Source organism: Celeribacter arenosi, assembly GCF_039539485.1.
Taxonomy (GTDB): domain Bacteria; phylum Pseudomonadota; class Alphaproteobacteria; order Rhodobacterales; family Rhodobacteraceae; genus Celeribacter; species Celeribacter arenosi.
Window position 1 is genome coordinate 648954 of the sequence record NZ_BAABDF010000007.1, and the last position, 18881, is coordinate 667834.

Here is an 18881-nt window from a genome sequence, read left to right on the forward strand (position 1 = left end):
CACGGATCGAGGCGTTCTTCATGTTGAGGTCACATAAAAAACCGGCACCATATTTGGTGCCGGCCATCCCTGTGCATCGATCAAAGTAACGCGTTCAGATCATCATTTCTTTGGTGGCCGACAGTTTGATTCCCGCATAATCGCGTTCGATGCGATCGATGTCCCATTGCAAACGTGTCAGGAAAACCGGATCGCCGTCGTGGTCGTATGAGATGTGTTGCGTGTTGGCTTTGACCAGTTGATCGATCTGGTCTTGGGGTCCACTGACCCATCGCGCCGAGGTGAATTGGGAGGCGTCAAAGCGGACGGGCAGCCCGTATTCCAACTCGATGCGCGATGCGAGAACTTCGAATTGAAGCGCGCCCACAACGCCCACAATAAAACCGGAGCCGATCGCGGGTTTGAACACCTTTGCCGCGCCTTCTTCGGCAAACTGCATCAACGCCTTTTCAAGGTGCTTTGCTTTCATCGGATCGCCTGCACGCACCCCTTGCAAAAGTTCAGGGGCAAACGAGGGAATGCCGGTTACGCGCACTTCTTCGCCCTCGGTCAACGTGTCGCCAATGCGCAATTGACCGTGGTTGGGAATGCCGATGATGTCGCCGGCCCATGCTTCTTCGGCCAACTCACGGTCAGCGGCAAGAAACAGGACAGGGTTCGAAATTGTCATGGTCTTTTTGGAGCGCACATGGGTCAGCTTCATGCCGCGGGTAAAATGGCCGGACGCGAGGCGCACGAATGCCACGCGGTCGCGGTGTTTGGGGTCCATATTGGCCTGCACTTTGAACACAAACCCCATAACCTTCTTCTCATCGGCCGCGATGGGGCGGGGTTGGGCGTCCTGTGGCTGTGGTTCGGGCCCATATTCCGCGATACCATCCATCAGCTCTTTGACGCCAAAGGAGTTGATCGCAGATCCGAACCAGATTGGCGTCAGAGTGCCTTCTAGAAACGCGTTATGATCCAAGGGGGGCAGCAGTTCGCGGGCCATCTCGACTTCTTCACGCAGTTTTTCGAGAAGATGCGGTGGGATGAGGTCGTTGAGCTTCGGGTCGTCCAGCCCGTCGATTTTGACGGTTTCGGCGACCCGGTTCCGGTCGGCCCGATCCATGAGCTCCAGCCGGTTATGCAGCATGTCGTAGCACCCCAGAAAATCACGTCCCACCCCGATTGGCCAACTGGCGGGCGTGACGTCGATGGCGAGGTTTTCCTGAATCTCGTCGATGATATCGAAGGTATCGCGGCTCTCACGGTCCATCTTGTTACAGAAGGTGAGAATGGGCAGGTCACGCAGGCGGCAAACCTCGAACAGTTTCTGGGTCTGGCTTTCCACGCCTTTGGCGCCATCGATCACCATGATCGCCGCATCTACCGCCGTCAGCGTGCGATAGGTATCCTCGGAGAAATCCGAGTGGCCGGGGGTGTCGACGAGGTTGAAGCGAAACGGACCGAAGTCGAATGACATCGCAGAGGCCGACACGGAAATCCCTCGATCCTTTTCCATCTGCATGAAGTCGGAGCGTGTGCGCCGTGCTTCGCCTTTTGCGCGCACCTGACCAGCCATCTGAATGGCGCCACCATAAAGGAGGAATTTCTCCGTCAGCGTCGTTTTACCGGCGTCCGGGTGAGAAATAATCGCGAAGGTACGGCGTCGCGCGATTTCGGGCGGCAGGGCGGGGGCATTAGAGGCGTGATCCAACATGGCCGCGATATAGCCCGCAGCAGGCAAGGGCGGCAACGGGAAACGTGTGTTGGCCGACTATCCGCGGCTCGCAGCGCGCAATATGTCGGTAGCCGTCTCAGGCGAAAGCTCTCCATCGACGATTTCGACTGCGCGCCGTGTGCCGCCTTTGGGTCCGCTAGAATGCGCCGGATCGAGGCGTGCACTCACTTCGGCGGGGAGAAACGGGCGAATGCGGCTATCCACAAACATGCTTTCGGCGGCAATGCCCTCGGCGTAGATGATTTCGTGATTGTCGAAAAGGAGCTGGAAGTAGTCCACAAAACCGCCGTCCGACTGCACCACGTCACGCCCGTTGACCAACAGGCCAGCCTTGACCAGAATTTCGGCGCGCCCTGCGTTCAATTTGTCGCTGCGTTGATAGATGAACAGACGGTGGTTGGGCGATAGCACCAGATCGTGGGCATTATTCAACGTCCCCTGCCGGATCACGATCGGGGCAAGGGCGCCGGTCGCGCGCACTGTTTGCTGGCCGATCCACTGAATTTTCTGCGCGCCGTGATAGCGCGTCAGGACGCGATCACCGACGTTCAGGTCCTCAATCCGTGTCTGGATTCCGTCGGCCATAGTGATGTGGGTGCCGCGCGTGAAGGCGACATAGGCGATTTCGGCCAGCCGTGCGCGCGCGTTTTCCGTATCGATGTCCACAAGGGTATAGTCGGTTTCCTCGCTGACTTCGCTCAATGGGAGAAAGTAGCAGTTTTCCACATGGCCCTCGTCGTCGGTCTCAATCACCACGAGCGCCTCTAGACTGCCGCCGCGTTCGGACATGAACGTCACGCAGCTGTCAAAGAACAGGCGTGCTTTTGCGGTCCCTACATCAGAATCATTGGCCACATAGAGCTGGTCATCCCCGACCTCGATGGAGAGGCGCGCGCGCTCTGCATCGCTGGAAAGTTGGTAGACATCCGCCAGTTCGAGATCGGGGGCCGGACCAATAGGGTCGGTGCGGTTGACGCCATGCGTCACCCGAAAACTCTGCGCATCGAAAACGCCCACACTCTGCTTGGGCAAATCAGGTGTTTTTTGATCCGGTGTCGCATTCGGGTCGATCGTCACGCCGTCGTGCTCCTGTTGCAGCTGCTTTGCGTCTTCAGTGTACCCAAAAACTATCAAGATCAACATAGGATCTCGGGAAATGCATGCACGTTGCGGTTTTTGTCTATCTGTAGGAAATCACGGCAGAATTGACTGTTTCGAAAAATCCGGAGAACGGAAACGTGACATGCCTCGCGGGGCGTCATAAAAGAGTGCGTCACGCAAAGGAGAGACCATGGACCTCGGCATCAAAGGAAAGCGCGCGCTTGTCTGCGCATCGTCAAAAGGATTGGGGCGCGGGTGCGCCGAAGCCCTCGCAGAAGCGGGCGTCGATTTGGTCATGAATGCGCGCACCGCCGAGACACTCGAAGAGACGGCAGCGCATATCCGCGAAACCTATGGTGTGCAGGTAACGGCCGTCGCCGCCGATATCACAACCGACGAGGGCCGTGAAAAGGTCCTCGCTGCGGCTGGTCATATCGACATTCTCGTCACCAACGCCGGTGGACCGCCCCCGGGCCAATGGATCGATTGGGATCGCGATGATTTCATGGCCGCAATCGATGCCAACATGCTCGCCCCCATCGCGCTAATGAAGGCTCTGTTGCCATCGATGATGGAGCAGGGATGGGGACGTGTGGTCAACATCACATCGGTTTCCGTCAAGGCGCCGATCCCGCAACTCGGCCTTTCGAATGCGGCGCGCGCCGGTCTTACCGGCTATGTCGCAGGAACGGCCCGGCAGGTGGCCCCTCATGGCGTGACCATCAACAATCTTTTGCCGGGTATTCACGCAACTGACCGTGCCGTTGCGCTCGACACAGGCGTCGTAAAGGCACAGGGCATTTCCATGGAAGATGCGCAGAAACAGCGTGAAGCCACGATACCGGCGCGCAGATATGGCACGCCTATGGAGTTCGGCCGCACCTGTGCATTCATGTGCTCAGAACACGCCGGCTTCATGGTCGGCCAGAACATCCTGCTCGACGGTGGCGCGACCAACACGGTGATGTGATCCCTCTGTGAAAACCCGATGCGTTATGGGGGAGCAGACAAAATCAAGGGAAAGGACGCGCTATGAACCACGTGTCGGTGCAAGACTACTATGGACGCGTCCTGCAAGGGTCTTCGGACCTCAAAACCAACGCATGCTGCACGCCCGATGATATGCCCGACTACGTCAAGGCGGTGCTCTCAAAGGTGCACGATGAGGTTCTGACGCGTTACTACGGCTGCGGGTTGATCGCCCCCTTGGCTCTGGAAGGGGCCACTGTTCTGGATCTCGGGTGCGGCGCCGGACGCGATGTCTATGCGCTCTCACAGTTGGTCGGCGAAAACGGTCGCGTGATTGGCGTGGATATGACCGAGGAACAACTCGCCATCGCCAATGCGCACCGCGACTGGCATGCCGAGCGGTTCGGGCATGCGGAGTCCAATGTCGCGTTTCATCAAGGTTATATCGAAGAGCTCGACAAGCTACCTTTGCAGGACAACAGCGTCGATGTGATCGTGTCCAACTGCGTCCTGAACCTCGCCATGGACAAAGCCGCCGTGCTCGAACACGCCTTTCGCCTGCTCAAACCCGGGGGAGAGATGTATTTTTCCGACATCTACGCCGACCGGCGCATACCCGAAGACCTCCGGCAGGATCCGATCCTTTACGGCGAATGCCTCTCCGGAGCGCTCTATGTGAATGATTTTGAACACATGGCGCGCATAGCGGGGTTCGGCGATCCGCGTCTCGTGTCGCATCGCCCGCTCGAAATCGAAAACCGCGAACTAGAGGAGCGGGTTGCACCGATCAATTTCACTTCCGCGACATATCGGCTCTTCAAACTGGAACTGGAACCCGACTGCGAAGACTACGGCCAGGCCGTGATCTACAAGGGGTCCATCCCTCACGCGCCACATGACTTTGATCTGGACGGCCACCATCACATCGAAACCGGCAAGGTGTATCCCGTCTGTGGAAACACGTGGAAAATGCTCCACGATACCCGCTTTGCCGTGCATTTCGACTTTATTGGGTCCTTTGACACCCATTATGGAATTTTCGCGGGATGTGGCGGGATCGAACAGTTTGGCGATGCCGCGGGCAATGCCGACTGTGGTTGCTAAACAAAAGCCCCGCTGATACGACGCGTGAAACCAAGTCTTTCTATCGGATACCGTGTGACCGACGCCCGTCTTGAACTTCGCAACATCTGCCGCCGATTTGGCGGTCGGGAGGTCGTGAGTGACCTGTCGCTAAAGGTGATGCCGGGGCAGGTGACATGCCTTTTGGGGCCATCAGGGTGCGGAAAATCCACGACGCTGCGCATCATCGCGGGCGTGGATATGCAGGACGCGGGTGAAATCTACGTCGACGGAAATCTCGTATGCGACACCGTTTTCCGTGTCCCGCCAGAGCAACGCTCGATCGGATTGATGTTTCAGGATTTTGCCCTTTTCCCGCATCTCTCGGTGCAGGAAAACGTAGGTTTCGGCCTAAAGGTGCACAAATCCGACAAAGCGAACCGGGTGGATGATCTGCTCGACAAGGTCGGTTTGAAGCACTTCAAAGACAAGTATCCCCATGAACTTTCGGGGGGCGAACAGCAACGTGTCGCGCTCGCGCGCGCTCTTGCACCAAAACCTTCGATCATGTTGATGGACGAACCTTTTTCCGGCCTCGACGACCGGCTAAAGGACGATATTCGCGATAGCACGCTCGACCTGCTGAAAGAAGAAGGCACAGCAGTCCTTCTCGTCACGCATGAGCCGCATGAGGCGATGCGTATGGCTGATGAGATCGCGTTGATGCGCGACGGGCGCATCGTGCAGCAGGGCGCACCCTACAACATCTACAACGCGCCAGTGGATCGCAAAGCCGCGGCATTTTTCAGCGATGTGAACGTCATCCGTGGCACGGTTGAAGGTGCGCTGGTCTCGACGCCATTTGGTGAATTTCTCTGCCCTGGCCGCCCCGATGGCACCGAGGTGGAAATCGTCATTCGCCCCCAACACCTTCGCATCGATTTTGACCGCGACGGCCGCGGGCCGCACCCGACGCCTCAGGACGGAACGCCCGCGCGCGGCGTGGTTCAGCGCGCGCGGTTTATGGGGCGTGAAAGCCTCGTGGAGTTTCGCATGGATTTCGACAATTCGATCCTGCGCGCAACCGTGCCATCGGTATTCCTGCCAAAGCCGGGAACACCGATGTGGCTGATGTTGCGCCGCGAAAGATGCTTTGTCTTCCCCGTTCCCTCAAAGGTTTGAGCGCGCGAGGTAGTCGGCCAGCGTCCTTCCCGCCTCGTCGCGAAAAGTCGCGCCGGTGTCGATGAGACCTTCGATCCGATCCAACCGGAAAACCCGGAAATCCGATCGCAATTCGCACCACGCGGTCATCGTCCAAACCCGCCCCCAGTATTCGAGTTGAAGCGGCTGCACGAGTCGTGTCGTGCGCTCATCAGAAAGCCCACGATAGGTGACGCGGAGCACTTTTTTCTCGCGCACAGCTTCGCGAAGCAGTGGCAAATGCCGGAAACCCGCAGCCGCATCCGCGAAGGGGTAGATGGCGAACCCCCATCCGGTCGACGGCGGGGGAGCGTTTTCGGGCAGAACGGCGTCAATTTTGGTGGCAAGGCTTGCTGCGTTTTCGGCCAACTCGGGGTCCGCGGCCTCTGAAAGAATGGCTACGGCGAGGTGAAGCGCCTCCAATTCGCCCATGCTCAGATTAAGGGGCGGCAAGGTAATGGGCGCGGTAAGGATGTAGCCAACACCGCGTTCCCCCTCGACGGGCACGCCCGATGACCTGAGCACCGCCATGTCCCGCCATATTGTGCGCTCCGAAACCTTCAGTTTCTGCGCCAGCTCGCGCGATGTATGCCGTGCGCCGTCGCGCAGGATCACCACCAGATCATACAGGCGATCACTGCGACCCATGCCGGTGGATTTGCCGCCCTTCGCCATGCCTCAACGCCCCATCTGCGCCTTGAATGGGATGCGCGCGCTCCGGCGCAAGCTGCGCGTGCAGAGGCTGCACCTGCGAAACCCAACAGTTTCAATGATTTGAATGTTATTGATCACTCTCTCCGATTCGGGGTCGCTGACAGAATTCTATAGGTGTGCAACTGACATAAACATGTCAGTTGGCCTTTTCCAGCCCTCCAACCCGCGCCAATGTTGTGCATCAACGCAGATTTGAGCGATTTGCTCTTTTCGGGCGGCAAAAGCGGGCCTATTCCTTCTGACTGCAAGATTTCAAAGGGGCGCGGGATGCCCCTGAACGGGAGAATTACCATGCTCAATAACATCGGCCTGCCAGGCCTGTTGCTCATCGCGGTCGTCGTTCTCGTCCTCTTCGGACGCGGCAAGATTTCCGGCCTCATGGGCGAAGTCGGCAAAGGCATCACGGCGTTCAAACGCGGTGTAACTGACGGCACCAAAGAGATCGAAGAAGAAGCGGCTCAGATGGCCAAAGACGTCACTCCCGAAGAGGACAAGGACAAGGTTTAAATCCTGTCCGTCACGTCGCGACGCATTCTGTAACCCTCTGTCCCGAAAGGCGCGCCCATGTTCGACATTGGCATGTCCGAGCTTCTCATCATCGGCATCGTGGCCCTGATTGTGGTTGGTCCCAAGGACCTTCCCGGCATGTTCCGCACGCTCGGCCGTTTCACGGCACGCGCTAAAAACATGGCTCGCGAGTTTTCGCGTGCGATGGAGCAGGCGGCAGATGATGCAGGTGTAGGGGAGGCGAAAAAGGCACTCGATGCGGCAGCGAACCCGAAGAAATTCGGTCTCGATAAGCTCAATGAGGCTGCTGACAATTTCGAGAACTGGGACCCTATGAAGGGCGAGGCAAAGTCAGGCGCTAAAGCGGCGGACAAACCCGCGTTGGATCCGGAGCGGGCCGATATGGCCAAGGCGATTTCCGACAATGCCGCCAAGGCGGCCAACGCGCGAAAAGCACGTGAAGCCGCCGAGGCGCAGGCGACTTCGGATGCTGCGCCCGCCGCAAAGAAGGCACCAGCGAAGGCGCCCGCGAAGACCAAGGTTGCGGCAAAAACCGCGCCCAAAACCACAGCCAAGACCGCTGTTAAAAAGGCGAAGGCCCCCGCCAAAAAGAAAGCCCCCGCCAAGAAGGGTGACGCATGACCAGCTCCGATATTGACCAAGACGAAATCGAAGACAGTTCAGCCCCGCTGATAGAACACCTCGCGGAGCTTCGCACCCGCCTGATCCGTGCCGTTTTGGCCTTTGTCGTCGGGATGGTGATCTGTTTCACCGTTGGTGGCGCCATTCTGGATTTCCTGCTCGTGCCGATCGAAAACACGATGCGCGCCTTGGGCAACCCGAATCCGGTGATGCAGTACACAGCGCCGCAGGAATACTTCTTTACGTTGATCCGAATTTCCATGGTGGGCGGGCTGATGCTGTCCTTTCCGGTGATCGCGTTTCAACTCTGGCGCTTTGTGGCGCCCGGTCTATACCGCAACGAAAAGAACGCCTTTCTGCCATTCCTGATAGCCTCGCCCGCTCTATTCTTGGCTGGGGCCTCATTCGCCCATTACATCGTCGTCCCTCTCGCGATGACATTCTTTCTGGGCTTTGCGGATCTTCCGTCTTTCCTCGGCGCATTGGTCCAGAACTCCGGTGACGTGGCGACTGCTGTGGAAGACACAGGCATCGACATCGTCTTCAACGGGAAGGTCAACGAAAGCCTTGATATCACTCTGAAAATGATCGTCGCATTCGGGCTTTGTTTCCAGCTTCCGGTGCTTTTGACATTGATGGGTAAAGCGGGCCTTGCGACTGCGCACGGGCTGCGGGCCACGCGGAAATATGCGGTGGTCGGGGTTCTGACCGTCGCCGCTCTGGTGACGCCGCCCGATGTGACGACGCAGCTGATCCTCTTTGTTGTGGTCTACGGGCTCTATGAAATTTCCATCCTTCTCGTGGCGCGTGTTGAAAAGAAACGCACCCAGGAATTGCGCGAAGCGGGCGTTCTCGACGAAGATGAGGACCTATTCGCAGAGTTCGACGAGGACGATGACAAATGAACGAGGCGGCGCTGAACCGGATTGCCGACGCGCTTGACCGCATGGCGCCGGCGCCCCTCGCGGCACCTGATTTCGATGCGGAAAGTGCCTTTCTGTGGCAAACAGAACCAGATGCCCTTTTGCCGGTCCGCAAAGTGTCGAGGATCGATATCTCGCTCCTCGTAGGCATAGACCGGTCGCGCGATACCTTGCTCGAAAACACCCGTCAGTTCGCGCGTGGACTGCCTGCAAATAACGCGCTCCTCTGGGGCGCGCGGGGCATGGGAAAATCGTCTTTGGTTAAGGCGATCCATGCCGCCGTCGCTACAGAAACACCGCTCAAAATCATCGAGATGCAGCGTGAAGACCTTCCATCAGTTGCACGTCTCCTCGCGCTGCTCGGAAAGAGCGATCACCGCTTTCTGCTCTTTTGCGACGATCTGTCGTTCAGCCACGATGACCAGAACTACAAATCGCTGAAGGCGGTATTGGACGGCGGGATCGAGGGACGCCCCGATAATGTGCTGTTCTACGCGACTTCAAACCGTCGCCACCTCATGCCCCGCGACATGATCGAAAACGAACGCTCGACCGCGATTAACCCGTCCGAGGCGGTTGAGGAGAAGGTGTCTCTTTCGGATCGCTTCGGGCTTTGGCTCGGTTTTCACCCGTGTTCGCAGGACGAATACCTCACGATGATCCATAGATATTGCGAGGCATACGGCGTCGTGATTGAGGATGCGGATCTGCGTGCGGAGGCCATCGAGTGGCAGGCGACACGCGGTGCGCGGTCCGGTCGGGTCGCGTGGCAGTATTTCACGGATCTGGCGGGCCGTAAGGGCGTGAAGCTGCCCTGAATGGGTAGCCAATTTGGTATCGGTGGAAAGGTGGAGCCCCCGATCCGCGCGCGACGTATTGAAACGTCGGGTAAGCCGTATGGCGCGGATCAGGGTCTCAATACTGCTCGATGTCCGGTTTTGCCCGTAACCTGAATTAACCATAGGGCTCGAATGGTTAATGGATGGTTTAGACGCGTTAATGATTCCGGTATTTTGTCGAAATCGGATGTTTTTTTCGCCAACCGCGCCTGCAATGCGCACACGCATTGATGCAAACCCACAGGGATATGAGCCAAGGCATTTCGACCATTGCCCAGACGTGCTCAATCTGTCGAAAAAGTAGCTCGGCCTACGAGGCGAGACGACGCCACATCCTTGACAATGACGTCGCCTCGGGTCGACTGCGCGATTAATTCAAGTATGGGGTCGGATCGACAGTCTGCGTGCCTTTGAAGACCATGAACTGCAACGCATTGAATTCATTGGCCGTGACCTTGGCAATCGTCTGACCACGGCTGACTGTGTCACCCTTTTTCACCGATAGCCCGTCGATAAAGCTATAGGCGGTTTGCAACCCGCCACCATGGTCGATCACCATAATCTGCACACCGTCGGCATTGGTCGAGATTAGCTTTACCGTGCCTGCCTTTGCGGCCTTCACGGGGGTGCCGGAGGGGGCGGAGAACAGAATGAACTGCGACTTCGCCTTATCGTAGTCGCGGATAATCGGGCCGGAGACAGGCACGACCATGTCGGACGATGTTTGTGTCGCGCCCAGATTGGCCGCGGGTTTTGACGCGACCGGAGCAGGTGCGGCCTCGGCCGGGTCGGGAAGGGGTTTGGTGGCTGACGGCGGCGTCGGCGTCGCAGTACCCGTGCCCGGTTCTGTTGTGGCCTCTTCTTGGACAGGCGCGGCGCCCACTTTCACCGGAATGAGCAGATAGCGCCCCTCCTGAATGGCGAGATCCGTCCCGAGCGCGTTCCAGTCCGCCAGAGCGCGCACAGAGATGCCGTATTTACGCGCGATGGAGTAGGCGGTTTCGCCACGTTGGACCTGATGGCGCACGGGTTCGGTCGCGAGTGGCGCCGTAGGGGTGGCTGAGGCGATCGTTGCGCCGCCATTGCGGTCGGCGGCATCTATGGCCTCACTGGCCAAGGTGGTGACATCGATGCGCTCGCCAGAGGCGATCGTGCCAGCGGCCGTGGTGGTGGTTTGGCCTGTTCCGACGCGACGGGGCAGGGCGATCACTTCGCCCGCGCGCAACGCCACATCCGTGGGAATGCCGTTATAACGCGCAAGCTCTGCGGTGTTTATGCCGACGCGGGAGGCGACGGTGGCAATACTATCTCCACGTCTTGCGACGGCGACCTGATAGCTCGGATAGGAAATGATCCCGTTCGCATCGGGCACGGGTTTGGCCGCGACGCGCGCCTCTTGGGCGGCGGGTGCTGTTGTGAAGCCGTCGGTAAGGCCACGCAGATCAAAATCAACAGGCGCTTCGCACGCGGCGAGCGCCATTGCTGCGGCGCCAACCAAAAGCGTTCGGCGCAGGCGGGATGCCGTTTGGGGATTTGTCATAGCTCGTTCCTCATCTGGCCGTGGGGATCTTGTTGCCCCCGTTCTCGGCAATTCAATCGGGCAATCTGCCCATCACTCTTGTCCCATCCCCTCCAAAAGGGGAACAAAACGCACAGCGCGCAATTCGTCGTACTCAAAACCTGTTTCGGTGCGCGTCACTTTTATCAGGCTTTGCACTGTATCCGACTGCCCAACGGGCAACACCATGATACCGCCCTCTTTGAGTTGCGCCAAGAGGGGCCCGGGCGGGTCCTCGGCTGCAGCGGTGACAATGATGCGATCAAAGGGGGCCTGATCAGGTAGCCCGTAACTGCCATCGGAGGCCATCGGGGTAATATTCGCGAGGCCGAGTTTATCGAAAACGGCCTGAGCTTCGCGCACAAGGCGGGGGAAACGTTCCACAGTATACACGCGTCTGGCCAGTTGGCTGAGAATGGCGGCCTGATAGCCGGAGCCGGTGCCAACCTCCAGAACCTTGTCGCGCGGCTGGACATCGAGGGCCTGGGTCATCAACGCGACAACGGAGGGCTGTGAAATCGTTTGGCCGCAGGCGATGGGCAGCGGCATGTCTTCATACGCTCGGTTCGCGAAGATGCCTTTGACGAACAAGCCGCGGTCGACCTTTTCCATCGCATTCAGGGTCCGCGCGTCAGTGACGCCTTTGGAGCGGAGCGTGTAGAGAAACTGCATTTTTGTCTCTGGAGTGTAGCTCATGCCAATGCGCGCTCCACGGCTTCTAAACGATCATCTGCCGTTAGATCGGCCCGCATCGGCGTGACCGAAATGGCGCCCGCCAGATTGGCCGACACATCCGTTCCCTCACCCGTTTCTACCGATTGCTCGGACCCGCGCACCCACAGGAACCGCCGCCCCGTTGGGGATATTTGGCCTTCGATGCCGAAACCCGCGGTGGGACGACGCCCTTGGCGCGTCACAGTAATGTCGCCGGTCTTGGATGCGGGCAGAGGTGGGAAATTTACGTTATAAAACAACGAATAATCTGCCGAACCGTCCCACGGCGCGTGGTCCAGAAGTTTGCGAACAACACCGGCTCCGTGCATGGCAGCACTTTCAAACGGGTCATCCAGACGCGCATTTCCGGGGCCAAAGAATTGCGACATGGCGATCGAGGGCACGCCCTGCAAAGCGCCCTCCATGGCGCCGCCAATGGTCCCCGAGTACATCACGTTTTCCCCGGCATTATTGCCCCGATTGACACCGGACAACAGGAGATCGGGACGTTCGGGCAGGATGTCGTGTAGCCCTGCGAGAACACAATCTGCAGGGGACCCTTCGGCGGCCCAGCGGCGCTCTGCGAGCTCTGAAATCATGGTCGGATGGGCATATGAAATACAATGCGCGACGCCGGATTGTTCAAAGGCGGGGGCGACGACCCAGACCTCGCCGTTGGGTCCCGCGATCTCGGTGGCAATCGCTTCCAGCGTCTTCAGGCCGGGGGCGTTAATGCCGTCGTCATTGGTAATGAGGATCCGCATGTGTCGTCCCTGACTGTTTCTTGCCTGTTGCCCTTTACCCCCTCTTAAAGCAGGCTGGGAATCGCAGCAAGCTAAGCAAGCCTGAATTGGAGAAACCATGCCCCGTCCGACGATAGATGCCGTCGCTGTAAGCGCCACGGACATTGAACGCTCCATCGCGTTCTATGCTCTGCTCGGTTTTGATTTCGACGGGGAGGGGGCATTCAAGTCCGATGAGCATGTGGAGCCGGTGCGCGTAACTGGTGAGCCGCGCCTGATGATTGATGCAGCAGAGCTCATGGAAAAGTTGACTGGCGAACGCCCGCATGCGCCCAACCATTCGGTATTTGCAATGCTGTGTGACACACCCGCGGAAGTGGACAGGGTTGTGCGCGATGTCTCCGCGCAAGGCCACGCGGTACTTACCGCGCCATGGGATGCGTTTTGGGGGCAACGATATGCGACTGTCGCAGATCCGGACGGCTATCGCATCGACCTCTTCGCGCCGCTATCCGATTAGATAACGCCGATGGTTCCGAGCAGTCGGGCCGCTTCGTCAGCGGGGGCGGCGAGAGTTGCGCGATCTTCACCCGGGAAGAACCGCGCGCGGGTTGCCGTTGGCATGGCGCGCGGTGACACCACGTGCACGCGAGGCGCCTTTTCCATATTTGCGGTCTCGGCGGCCCAGCTGCGCGCCATGGCGATTTGAGCGGCCTTGGATGCACCATAAGCGCCAAAGAACTTTTCACCCGCATGCGGATCATCGAAAAACAGGGCGTCTGTCGGGCCTTTTGCCATGCTTAACAGCGGGCCGACCATCGGAATCAGTTTCCCGAGGGCAGTGACATTGGTCAAAATCGTACGGTCGAAATCCTTGGGATCAATGTGATCGGCAGGGGAGAGAAGTTGGGCATAGATCGCCGTGTGGGCCCACAGGTCCAGATGCCCCCAACGGTCATAAATTCCACGGCACAAATGCGCCATGGCATCGGTATTGGTCACATCCATTGGCGCGAGCGTGGCCTGACCACCCTTCGCCTTGATCCGATCATCCAACTCTTCGAGCGCGCCGGTGGTTTTGGCCACAGCAACAACGTGATACGTCGGGGCAAGAGCCTCGGCGAGGTGGAAGCCAAGGCCGCGCGAAGCGCCGGTGACGAGGGCAATTTTGGTCAGATCGGTCATGCGGGAGATGTGCGCTTTTCCCGCGCGGGGGTCAAGGGGCGCGAAATCCCGCGATCGCGTTTTCGGCGCGTCAGGTCATGCGCCGTTGAGTTCGTCCCGCGAAAGCGCACCTGCCGCCTCATAGAGATCGAGAAGCTGGTCGAATGACAGATCATCCACGCCGGTTAGCGTCGCCGCAGGGCGCGCCGTGCCATCCCCGAATTCGATCATCAGCTCCGCGCCGGAACCTGCCAAAGGCGTGAGATTGTTTGCGAGGGTGCCCGCCGCGGGCGCAGGCGCGGGTGCGCCGTCGAGTGTATCGAGATAGGCATAAAAGACGTCATGAGCGACCTTGGCCCACAGAGCCACGTAAAGGACCTCCTCGGATCCGCGAATGGGCAGAGACAGTGTCACGCGCAGGAACCGCGCCGCGCCGAAACGACAGAGTTCGGAGGTCAGCTGATCGTCGCCTTCTTTGACAAACGGCTCTTCGCCACGTTCACCGTGGGGCCAGTCGGAGGGGTGATCAAAGCCGATATCCATCACGCCGCCCTTGGCCATGAGCGTGCGCCACCGAGGGTCGAGATCGAGGATAGAGACCATGGGAGTTCCTTAACGTTCACTGATCGTGAGGAATGTGACCGCTTAACTCTGCTGGGGCAAGCCCGCGACGCCTATGGGCGCACCGACTTCGCAATGCAAAGCCACCTCTATTGCGCGGGTTCTTTCAACTTGAACCCTTTGTCGACCATGTCGGTGGGGATCACGGGATATTCGCCGGAGAAACAGGCGTCGCAGTAGCGCGGGGACACCGCATCACGCCCCTCGGAAACACCGGCCGCGCGGTAGAGCCCGTCGAGGGAGATGAACTGCAAACTATCCACGCCAAGGTGCGCGCGCATCTGTTCAACACTCATATTTGCGGCCAGAAGTTTGTCACGGTCCGGCGTATCGACACCGTAAAAACACGGCCACATCGTGGGCGGAGAGGCGATGCGGAAATGAACCTCGGCAGCGCCTGCATCAATCAGCATGTCTTTAATCTTTTGAGACGTCGTCCCGCGCACCACGCTGTCATCGACAAGGATGATGCGTTTGTCGCGGATCAGCGCGCGATTGACGTTGAGCTTGAGGCGCACGCCCATGTTACGGATCTGCTCCGATGGTTCGATGAACGTGCGGCCCATGTATTGGTTGCGGATGATGCCCATGCCGTAGGGGATGCCGCTCTCATGGGCGAAACCGATGGCCGCAGGTGTGCCGGAATCCGGCACAGGGCAGACCATATCCGCATCCACAGGTGCTTCTTTCGCCAATTCCACACCGATCTGGCGGCGCGTTTCATAAACGGAACGCCCTTCGAGGATCGAATCCGGGCGCGAAAAATACACGTGCTCGAAAATACAAAAGCGCGATTTCTTGGGTTCAAAGGGTTTGGAGCTGTCGACGCGGCCATCTTGGATGACCACCATTTCACCGGGCTCGATTTCGCGAACAAAATCTGCACCGATGATATCGAGAGCACAGGTTTCAGACGACAGGCAATAACCGGTATCGCCGATCTTGCCGAGTACCAGAGGGCGAACGCCCATGGGATCGCGGACTCCGATCAGTTTGGTGCGGGTCATGGCGACGACGGAAAACGCACCCTCAACTCGGCGCAGCGCGTCTTTCATCCGCTCGGGGATATTGCGCTGCAGGCTGCGGGCCATCAGGTGGATGATGCATTCGCTGTCTGACGAGGATTGGAAAATCGAACCGCGTTCGATCAGTTCACGGCGTAGAGCGACGGCGTTGGTGATGTTACCATTATGGGCAATTGCCGCCCCACCCATGGAAAACTCGCCGAAAAACGGCTGCACGTCACGGATCGCAGTGTTGCCTTTGGAGCCTGCCGTGGAATAGCGCACGTGGCCGATCCCGAGAGGGCCGGGGAGCGTTTCCATGACTTTCTGGCTGGTAAAGTTGTCGCGCACGTAGCCGAAACGGCGGGCGGACTGGAATCCGGCATCCACGTCATAGGTGACGATCCCGCCAGCTTCCTGACCGCGGTGTTGGAGGGCGTGAAGCCCCAATGCAATGAACGACGCCGCGTCCGCGACACCGACGACGCCAAAGACGCCGCATTCTTCTTTCAACTTGTCATCGTCGAACGGATTTGTGGCGAGGGCGGTCGGTGGGGTGGGATGCATGGGGCGGCGTGCTCCGAATCCTTGGGGTGCGCTATCGCCCTCCGTTTAGAGCCTCTGGGCCCGAGTGTCACGAAAGGATCACAATGCACGCGCGAAAGGTCGCATCCCGCAGCCTACAGGACGCAGTTCAGCCGGTTTTTCGGGCGATAACAAAACTGATTTCGTCATTGTCACCGTTGGTCCAGCTTTCTTCGAGCGTAAATCCGTTGGCGATAATTTCTTCCAAAAGGTCGGATCGCGAAAAGACGGCGAGGGTGGGCACGATGGGCAAGAAACGGAAAATCGGCGCGATCCACTTCATCGGTCCTGCGGCATTCCCGAGGGTGGCGGTCGAGGAGACAAATATGCCGCCCTGTTTGGTCAGTGCGGCTGCCTTTGCTATCGCGTTCTTCCAGTCGGGAATTAAATGGATCAGCGACAGCATGAGCACTGCGTCATAGTCACGATCCATCGCAATGTCTTCCAAACGCGCCTCTTTGAAGGTGACGTTTGTGATACCCTCGGACGCGGCGCGGGCGCGCCCGTGGTCCATCATTGGATCGCAAAAATCGCAGGCCGTGACCGAATTGACAAAGGGCGCATGGTTGAGCGCCGTGTTCCCCGAACCACAGCCGATTTCGAGAATATCCCACGATGGCTGCAGCCGTGCCTGCGTTTCGCGCAGTTTACGCTGGTAGATCGCTTCGTCCGCAACCGGTGAGGCAACATAGCGTTTGTGCAATAGTTTCCAGAAGAACGGTGATGACACGGGCCGACCCTCGTTTCATGTAAGGTCCATTTACATGTCACGATATAGGCATAGCCACGCGTCAGACAACCGATTTGGCAGTTTTGCGGCAGGTCTTATTCGGTACAGGTCGAAACGAGCGACTCATAACGCTGTGTGATCCAGCCCGGTGCATCGTCGGGAAGGCTCTCATCGATGCGCTGTTGCGAGCGATCAAAGACCTTCACAGTGCGGGAGTTTTCAAGGATTGCCATGCGGTCTCCGGTGGAAATCCGGTCTTCCACAACCAACGCGATTGCGACGAGGATAATGCCGCGAAACACGCCAAACAGAAATCCGAGGCCCTGATCGATCCCACCCAATGCGGACCGCTGGACCGCCGAGGAAAACAGAGGCGTGAAAATCGACACCACGATCAGCGCCAGCGCGAAGACCGCAAAGAACGCCGTGATCACGGACAACTCACAGCTTTCGGCAATGTAGTCACCCAAGAACGGGACTTCTTTGACCAGCGGCACAGCCTTTGGCGCGAACATGTAGCCCAAAATCGCTGCGACAACCCAACCTGCGATCGCCATGACTTCGCGCACGAAGCCGCGCGAATAGGCCAGAAGGGCGGAGACGATGATCACGAGCGCGACGATACCGTCGATGATGGTGAAGCCTTCCATGCGGGAATTGCCCCTCTTTTGCTATCTGACGGCGGTTATCCCGCCCCGAAAACCTCTCCGACAAAACCGGTAAGGTCGCTCATTTGACGCAGCATCATGCCGCTGTCGTTGCCCGCCTTGGAGTGTGCGGGTGCGATTGCGGATGAAAAACCAAGTTTTTGGGCCTCTTTCAACCTATTTTCCATCTGACCCACGGGGCGAAGCGCGCCTGAAAGCGAGAGTTCCCCGAAAACCACACAATCCTTAGGTAAAGCAGCGTCCTCGCGCGCCGACAAAAGCGCCGCTGCAACCGCCAAATCCGCAGCGGGTTCGGAAACCTTCATACCGCCTGCGACATTGAGGTAAACATCGAGACCCGCGAAGGGAATCCCGCAGCGGCTTTCGAGAACGGCCAGAATCATGGCGAGCCGCCCGCCATCCCACCCGACGACGGTGCGCCGCGCCTGGGCATGCGGGGAGGGGGCCACGAGGGCCTGAAATTCGACCAGAACGGGTCGGGTCCCTTCGATGCCGGCAAAAACCACGGATCCCGGCGCGGGTTGATCGCGTTCACTGAGAAACAGCGCGGAAGGATTGGCGACTTCGCTTAGCCCATCCCCCGTCATTTCGAACACGCCGATTTCATGGGCGGGACCAAACCGGTTCTTTACCGCGCGAAGCAAGCGGAACTGATGCCCTCGCTCGCCCTCGAAGTAGAGCACAGTATCGACCATATGCTCGACCACACGCGGACCGGCGAGTTGGCCCTCTTTGGTCACGTGACCCACGAGAACAACCGAGCAGCCCCGCGTTTTGGCGAAGGTCACCAGTTCGTGCGCCGCTGCACGGACCTGACTGACCGATCCGGGTGCACTTTCGACGTTGTCGGCCCACATCGTTTGGATGGAGTCGATCACGACGAGGTCGGGCGCCTCCTTTTCGAGGGTCGTCAGAATATCGCGCAGGTTGGTTTCGGCGGCCAGTTTGACAGGTGCCTTGTCAAGGCCAAGACGTTGAGCGCGCATGCGAACCTGCGCGGCGGCCTCTTCGCCCGAGACATAGATCACCTTGAGACCGGCCATTGCAAAACGCGCGGCGGCCTGTAGCAAAAGGGTCGATTTCCCGATGCCGGGATCACCCCCGACAAGAATAGCCGAGGCAGGAACCAATCCGCCCCCGAGGACGCGGTCAAACTCTCCGATGCCACATGCTGTGCGGGGCGGTGGGGGTTCTTTGGTCGATAGATCGGATAGCACGACTTCCTTGCCGCGCATGCCGCCGAGCGTTTTGGACGCCGGACCCGACTGCGACAGAGGTTTTTCCTCAACGATCGTGTTCCACGCGCCGCATCCATCGCAGCGTCCCGACCATTTGGCGCTAACCGCACCGCAATCGGAACAGACGAAATTCTTTTGAGGTTTGGCCATCGGGCTCTCTTTTTGCCTGCTCGGAG

20 protein-coding genes are annotated in these 18881 nt (G+C 58.8%); 8 read left to right on the forward strand and 12 right to left on the reverse strand.

Annotated features, from left to right (window positions below):
• Positions 1-94 precede the first annotated feature (94 nt).
• On the reverse strand, positions 95-1702 hold the full coding sequence (locus ABD815_RS10805; protein ID WP_344847117.1) for a peptide chain release factor 3: 1608 nt from the start codon (positions 1700-1702) through the stop codon (positions 95-97).
• A gap of 57 nt (positions 1703-1759) precedes the next feature.
• Positions 1760-2866, reverse strand: coding sequence for a Hint domain-containing protein (locus tag ABD815_RS10810; protein ID WP_344847118.1), 1107 nt, complete (start codon positions 2864-2866; stop codon positions 1760-1762).
• 148 nt (positions 2867-3014) lie between these two features.
• On the opposite strand from ABD815_RS10810, the gene ABD815_RS10815 reads away from it, so the two are divergent.
• The 3 genes from ABD815_RS10815 (at position 3015) to ABD815_RS10825 (ending at position 6037) form a co-directional block, all read left to right on the forward strand.
• Entirely contained in the window at positions 3015-3794 is a 780-nt protein-coding gene (locus ABD815_RS10815; RefSeq protein WP_344847119.1) for an SDR family oxidoreductase, read from the forward strand.
• Between the two features lie 62 nt (positions 3795-3856).
• Complete coding sequence (locus ABD815_RS10820) at positions 3857-4897, forward strand: methyltransferase domain-containing protein (protein WP_344847120.1); 1041 nt, start codon at positions 3857-3859, stop codon at positions 4895-4897.
• A gap of 54 nt (positions 4898-4951) precedes the next feature.
• Entirely contained in the window at positions 4952-6037 is a 1086-nt protein-coding gene (locus ABD815_RS10825; RefSeq protein WP_344847122.1) for an ABC transporter ATP-binding protein, read from the forward strand.
• Here the strand turns inward: ABD815_RS10825 and ABD815_RS10830 are convergent.
• A complete protein-coding gene (locus ABD815_RS10830; RefSeq protein WP_344847124.1) occupies positions 6026-6730 on the reverse strand; it encodes a helix-turn-helix transcriptional regulator in 705 nt (234 codons plus the stop codon). The genes ABD815_RS10825 and ABD815_RS10830 overlap by 12 nt on opposite strands.
• 330 nt (positions 6731-7060) lie before the next feature.
• Here ABD815_RS10830 and ABD815_RS10835 point away from each other — a divergent pair, with 330 nt between their 5' ends.
• Genes ABD815_RS10835 through ABD815_RS10850 form a run of 4 tightly spaced genes read left to right on the forward strand, consistent with a single transcriptional unit; the run spans position 7061 to position 9659 of the window.
• Positions 7061-7276, forward strand: a complete 216-nt coding sequence (locus ABD815_RS10835; RefSeq protein ID WP_344847126.1) for a twin-arginine translocase TatA/TatE family subunit — start codon at positions 7061-7063, stop codon at positions 7274-7276.
• A gap of 57 nt (positions 7277-7333) precedes the next feature.
• Positions 7334-7918 (forward strand): Sec-independent protein translocase protein TatB, encoded by a 585-nt coding sequence (gene tatB / locus ABD815_RS10840; RefSeq protein WP_344847127.1) that lies wholly within the window; start codon positions 7334-7336, stop codon positions 7916-7918.
• A complete protein-coding gene (tatC, locus tag ABD815_RS10845; RefSeq protein WP_344847128.1) occupies positions 7915-8823 on the forward strand; it encodes a twin-arginine translocase subunit TatC in 909 nt (302 codons plus the stop codon). The genes tatB and tatC overlap by 4 nt, the downstream gene beginning before the upstream one ends.
• Positions 8820-9659 (forward strand): ATP-binding protein, encoded by an 840-nt coding sequence (locus tag ABD815_RS10850; RefSeq protein WP_344847130.1) that lies wholly within the window; start codon positions 8820-8822, stop codon positions 9657-9659. Before tatC ends, ABD815_RS10850 begins: the two co-directional genes overlap by 4 nt.
• Positions 9660-10050: 391 nt before the next feature.
• Here ABD815_RS10850 and ABD815_RS10855 read toward each other — a convergent pair whose 3' ends face one another.
• The 3 genes from ABD815_RS10855 to surE form a co-directional block, all read right to left on the reverse strand.
• Positions 10051-11220, reverse strand: a complete 1170-nt coding sequence (locus ABD815_RS10855) for a LysM peptidoglycan-binding domain-containing protein (RefSeq protein ID WP_344847131.1) — start codon at positions 11218-11220, stop codon at positions 10051-10053.
• 72 nt (positions 11221-11292) lie between these two features.
• On the reverse strand, positions 11293-11934 hold the full coding sequence (locus ABD815_RS10860; RefSeq protein WP_344847132.1) for a protein-L-isoaspartate(D-aspartate) O-methyltransferase: 642 nt from the start codon (positions 11932-11934) through the stop codon (positions 11293-11295).
• Positions 11931-12716 (reverse strand): 5'/3'-nucleotidase SurE, encoded by a 786-nt coding sequence (surE, locus tag ABD815_RS10865; protein WP_344847133.1) that lies wholly within the window; start codon positions 12714-12716, stop codon positions 11931-11933. Before surE ends, ABD815_RS10860 begins: the two co-directional genes overlap by 4 nt.
• 97 nt (positions 12717-12813) lie before the next feature.
• Here surE and ABD815_RS10870 point away from each other — a divergent pair, with 97 nt between their 5' ends.
• Positions 12814-13215 carry a VOC family protein gene (locus ABD815_RS10870; protein WP_344847134.1) on the forward strand — a complete coding sequence of 134 codons (402 nt, stop codon included), beginning with the start codon at positions 12814-12816 and terminating at the stop codon, positions 13213-13215.
• Here ABD815_RS10870 and ABD815_RS10875 read toward each other — a convergent pair.
• From ABD815_RS10875 to radA, 6 genes are all read right to left on the reverse strand, one after another.
• Entirely contained in the window at positions 13212-13880 is a 669-nt protein-coding gene (locus ABD815_RS10875; protein ID WP_344847135.1) for an SDR family NAD(P)-dependent oxidoreductase, read from the reverse strand. The genes ABD815_RS10870 and ABD815_RS10875 overlap by 4 nt on opposite strands.
• Before the next feature lie 75 nt (positions 13881-13955).
• Entirely contained in the window at positions 13956-14462 is a 507-nt protein-coding gene (locus tag ABD815_RS10880) for a DUF2199 domain-containing protein (RefSeq protein ID WP_344847136.1), read from the reverse strand.
• A gap of 107 nt (positions 14463-14569) precedes the next feature.
• Positions 14570-16051 (reverse strand): amidophosphoribosyltransferase, encoded by a 1482-nt coding sequence (purF, locus tag ABD815_RS10885; RefSeq protein ID WP_344847137.1) that lies wholly within the window; start codon positions 16049-16051, stop codon positions 14570-14572.
• 127 nt (positions 16052-16178) lie between these two features.
• On the reverse strand, positions 16179-16799 hold the full coding sequence (locus ABD815_RS10890; RefSeq protein WP_344847138.1) for a class I SAM-dependent methyltransferase: 621 nt from the start codon (positions 16797-16799) through the stop codon (positions 16179-16181).
• 95 nt (positions 16800-16894) lie between these two features.
• Positions 16895-17449 (reverse strand): CvpA family protein, encoded by a 555-nt coding sequence (locus ABD815_RS10895; RefSeq protein ID WP_344847139.1) that lies wholly within the window; start codon positions 17447-17449, stop codon positions 16895-16897.
• Between the two features lie 35 nt (positions 17450-17484).
• On the reverse strand, positions 17485-18855 hold the full coding sequence (gene radA / locus ABD815_RS10900; RefSeq protein WP_344847140.1) for a DNA repair protein RadA: 1371 nt from the start codon (positions 18853-18855) through the stop codon (positions 17485-17487).
• Positions 18856-18881 lie beyond the last annotated feature (26 nt).

What these genes read in the sequence shown, in the direction of transcription:
- ABD815_RS10805 (WP_344847117.1), bottom strand. Translation starts at nt 1,702, where the DNA reads ATGTTGGATCACGCCTCTAATGCCCCCGCCCTGCCGCCCGAAATCGCG.
- ABD815_RS10810 (WP_344847118.1), bottom strand. Translation starts at nt 2,866, where the DNA reads ATGTTGATCTTGATAGTTTTTGGGTACACTGAAGACGCAAAGCAGCTG.
- ABD815_RS10815 (WP_344847119.1), top strand. Translation starts at nt 3,015, where the DNA reads ATGGACCTCGGCATCAAAGGAAAGCGCGCGCTTGTCTGCGCATCGTCA.
- ABD815_RS10820 (WP_344847120.1), top strand. Translation starts at nt 3,857, where the DNA reads ATGAACCACGTGTCGGTGCAAGACTACTATGGACGCGTCCTGCAAGGG.
- ABD815_RS10830 (WP_344847124.1), bottom strand. Translation starts at nt 6,730, where the DNA reads ATGGCGAAGGGCGGCAAATCCACCGGCATGGGTCGCAGTGATCGCCTG.
- ABD815_RS10835 (WP_344847126.1), top strand. Translation starts at nt 7,061, where the DNA reads ATGCTCAATAACATCGGCCTGCCAGGCCTGTTGCTCATCGCGGTCGTC.
- tatB (WP_344847127.1), top strand. Translation starts at nt 7,334, where the DNA reads ATGTTCGACATTGGCATGTCCGAGCTTCTCATCATCGGCATCGTGGCC.
- tatC (WP_344847128.1), top strand. Translation starts at nt 7,915, where the DNA reads ATGACCAGCTCCGATATTGACCAAGACGAAATCGAAGACAGTTCAGCC.
- ABD815_RS10850 (WP_344847130.1), top strand. Translation starts at nt 8,820, where the DNA reads ATGAACGAGGCGGCGCTGAACCGGATTGCCGACGCGCTTGACCGCATG.
- ABD815_RS10855 (WP_344847131.1), bottom strand. Translation starts at nt 11,220, where the DNA reads ATGACAAATCCCCAAACGGCATCCCGCCTGCGCCGAACGCTTTTGGTT.
- ABD815_RS10860 (WP_344847132.1), bottom strand. Translation starts at nt 11,934, where the DNA reads ATGAGCTACACTCCAGAGACAAAAATGCAGTTTCTCTACACGCTCCGC.
- surE (WP_344847133.1), bottom strand. Translation starts at nt 12,716, where the DNA reads ATGCGGATCCTCATTACCAATGACGACGGCATTAACGCCCCCGGCCTG.
- ABD815_RS10870 (WP_344847134.1), top strand. Translation starts at nt 12,814, where the DNA reads ATGCCCCGTCCGACGATAGATGCCGTCGCTGTAAGCGCCACGGACATT.
- ABD815_RS10875 (WP_344847135.1), bottom strand. Translation starts at nt 13,880, where the DNA reads ATGACCGATCTGACCAAAATTGCCCTCGTCACCGGCGCTTCGCGCGGC.
- ABD815_RS10880 (WP_344847136.1), bottom strand. Translation starts at nt 14,462, where the DNA reads ATGGTCTCTATCCTCGATCTCGACCCTCGGTGGCGCACGCTCATGGCC.
- purF (WP_344847137.1), bottom strand. Translation starts at nt 16,051, where the DNA reads ATGCATCCCACCCCACCGACCGCCCTCGCCACAAATCCGTTCGACGAT.
- ABD815_RS10895 (WP_344847139.1), bottom strand. Translation starts at nt 17,449, where the DNA reads ATGGAAGGCTTCACCATCATCGACGGTATCGTCGCGCTCGTGATCATC.
- radA (WP_344847140.1), bottom strand. Translation starts at nt 18,855, where the DNA reads ATGGCCAAACCTCAAAAGAATTTCGTCTGTTCCGATTGCGGTGCGGTT.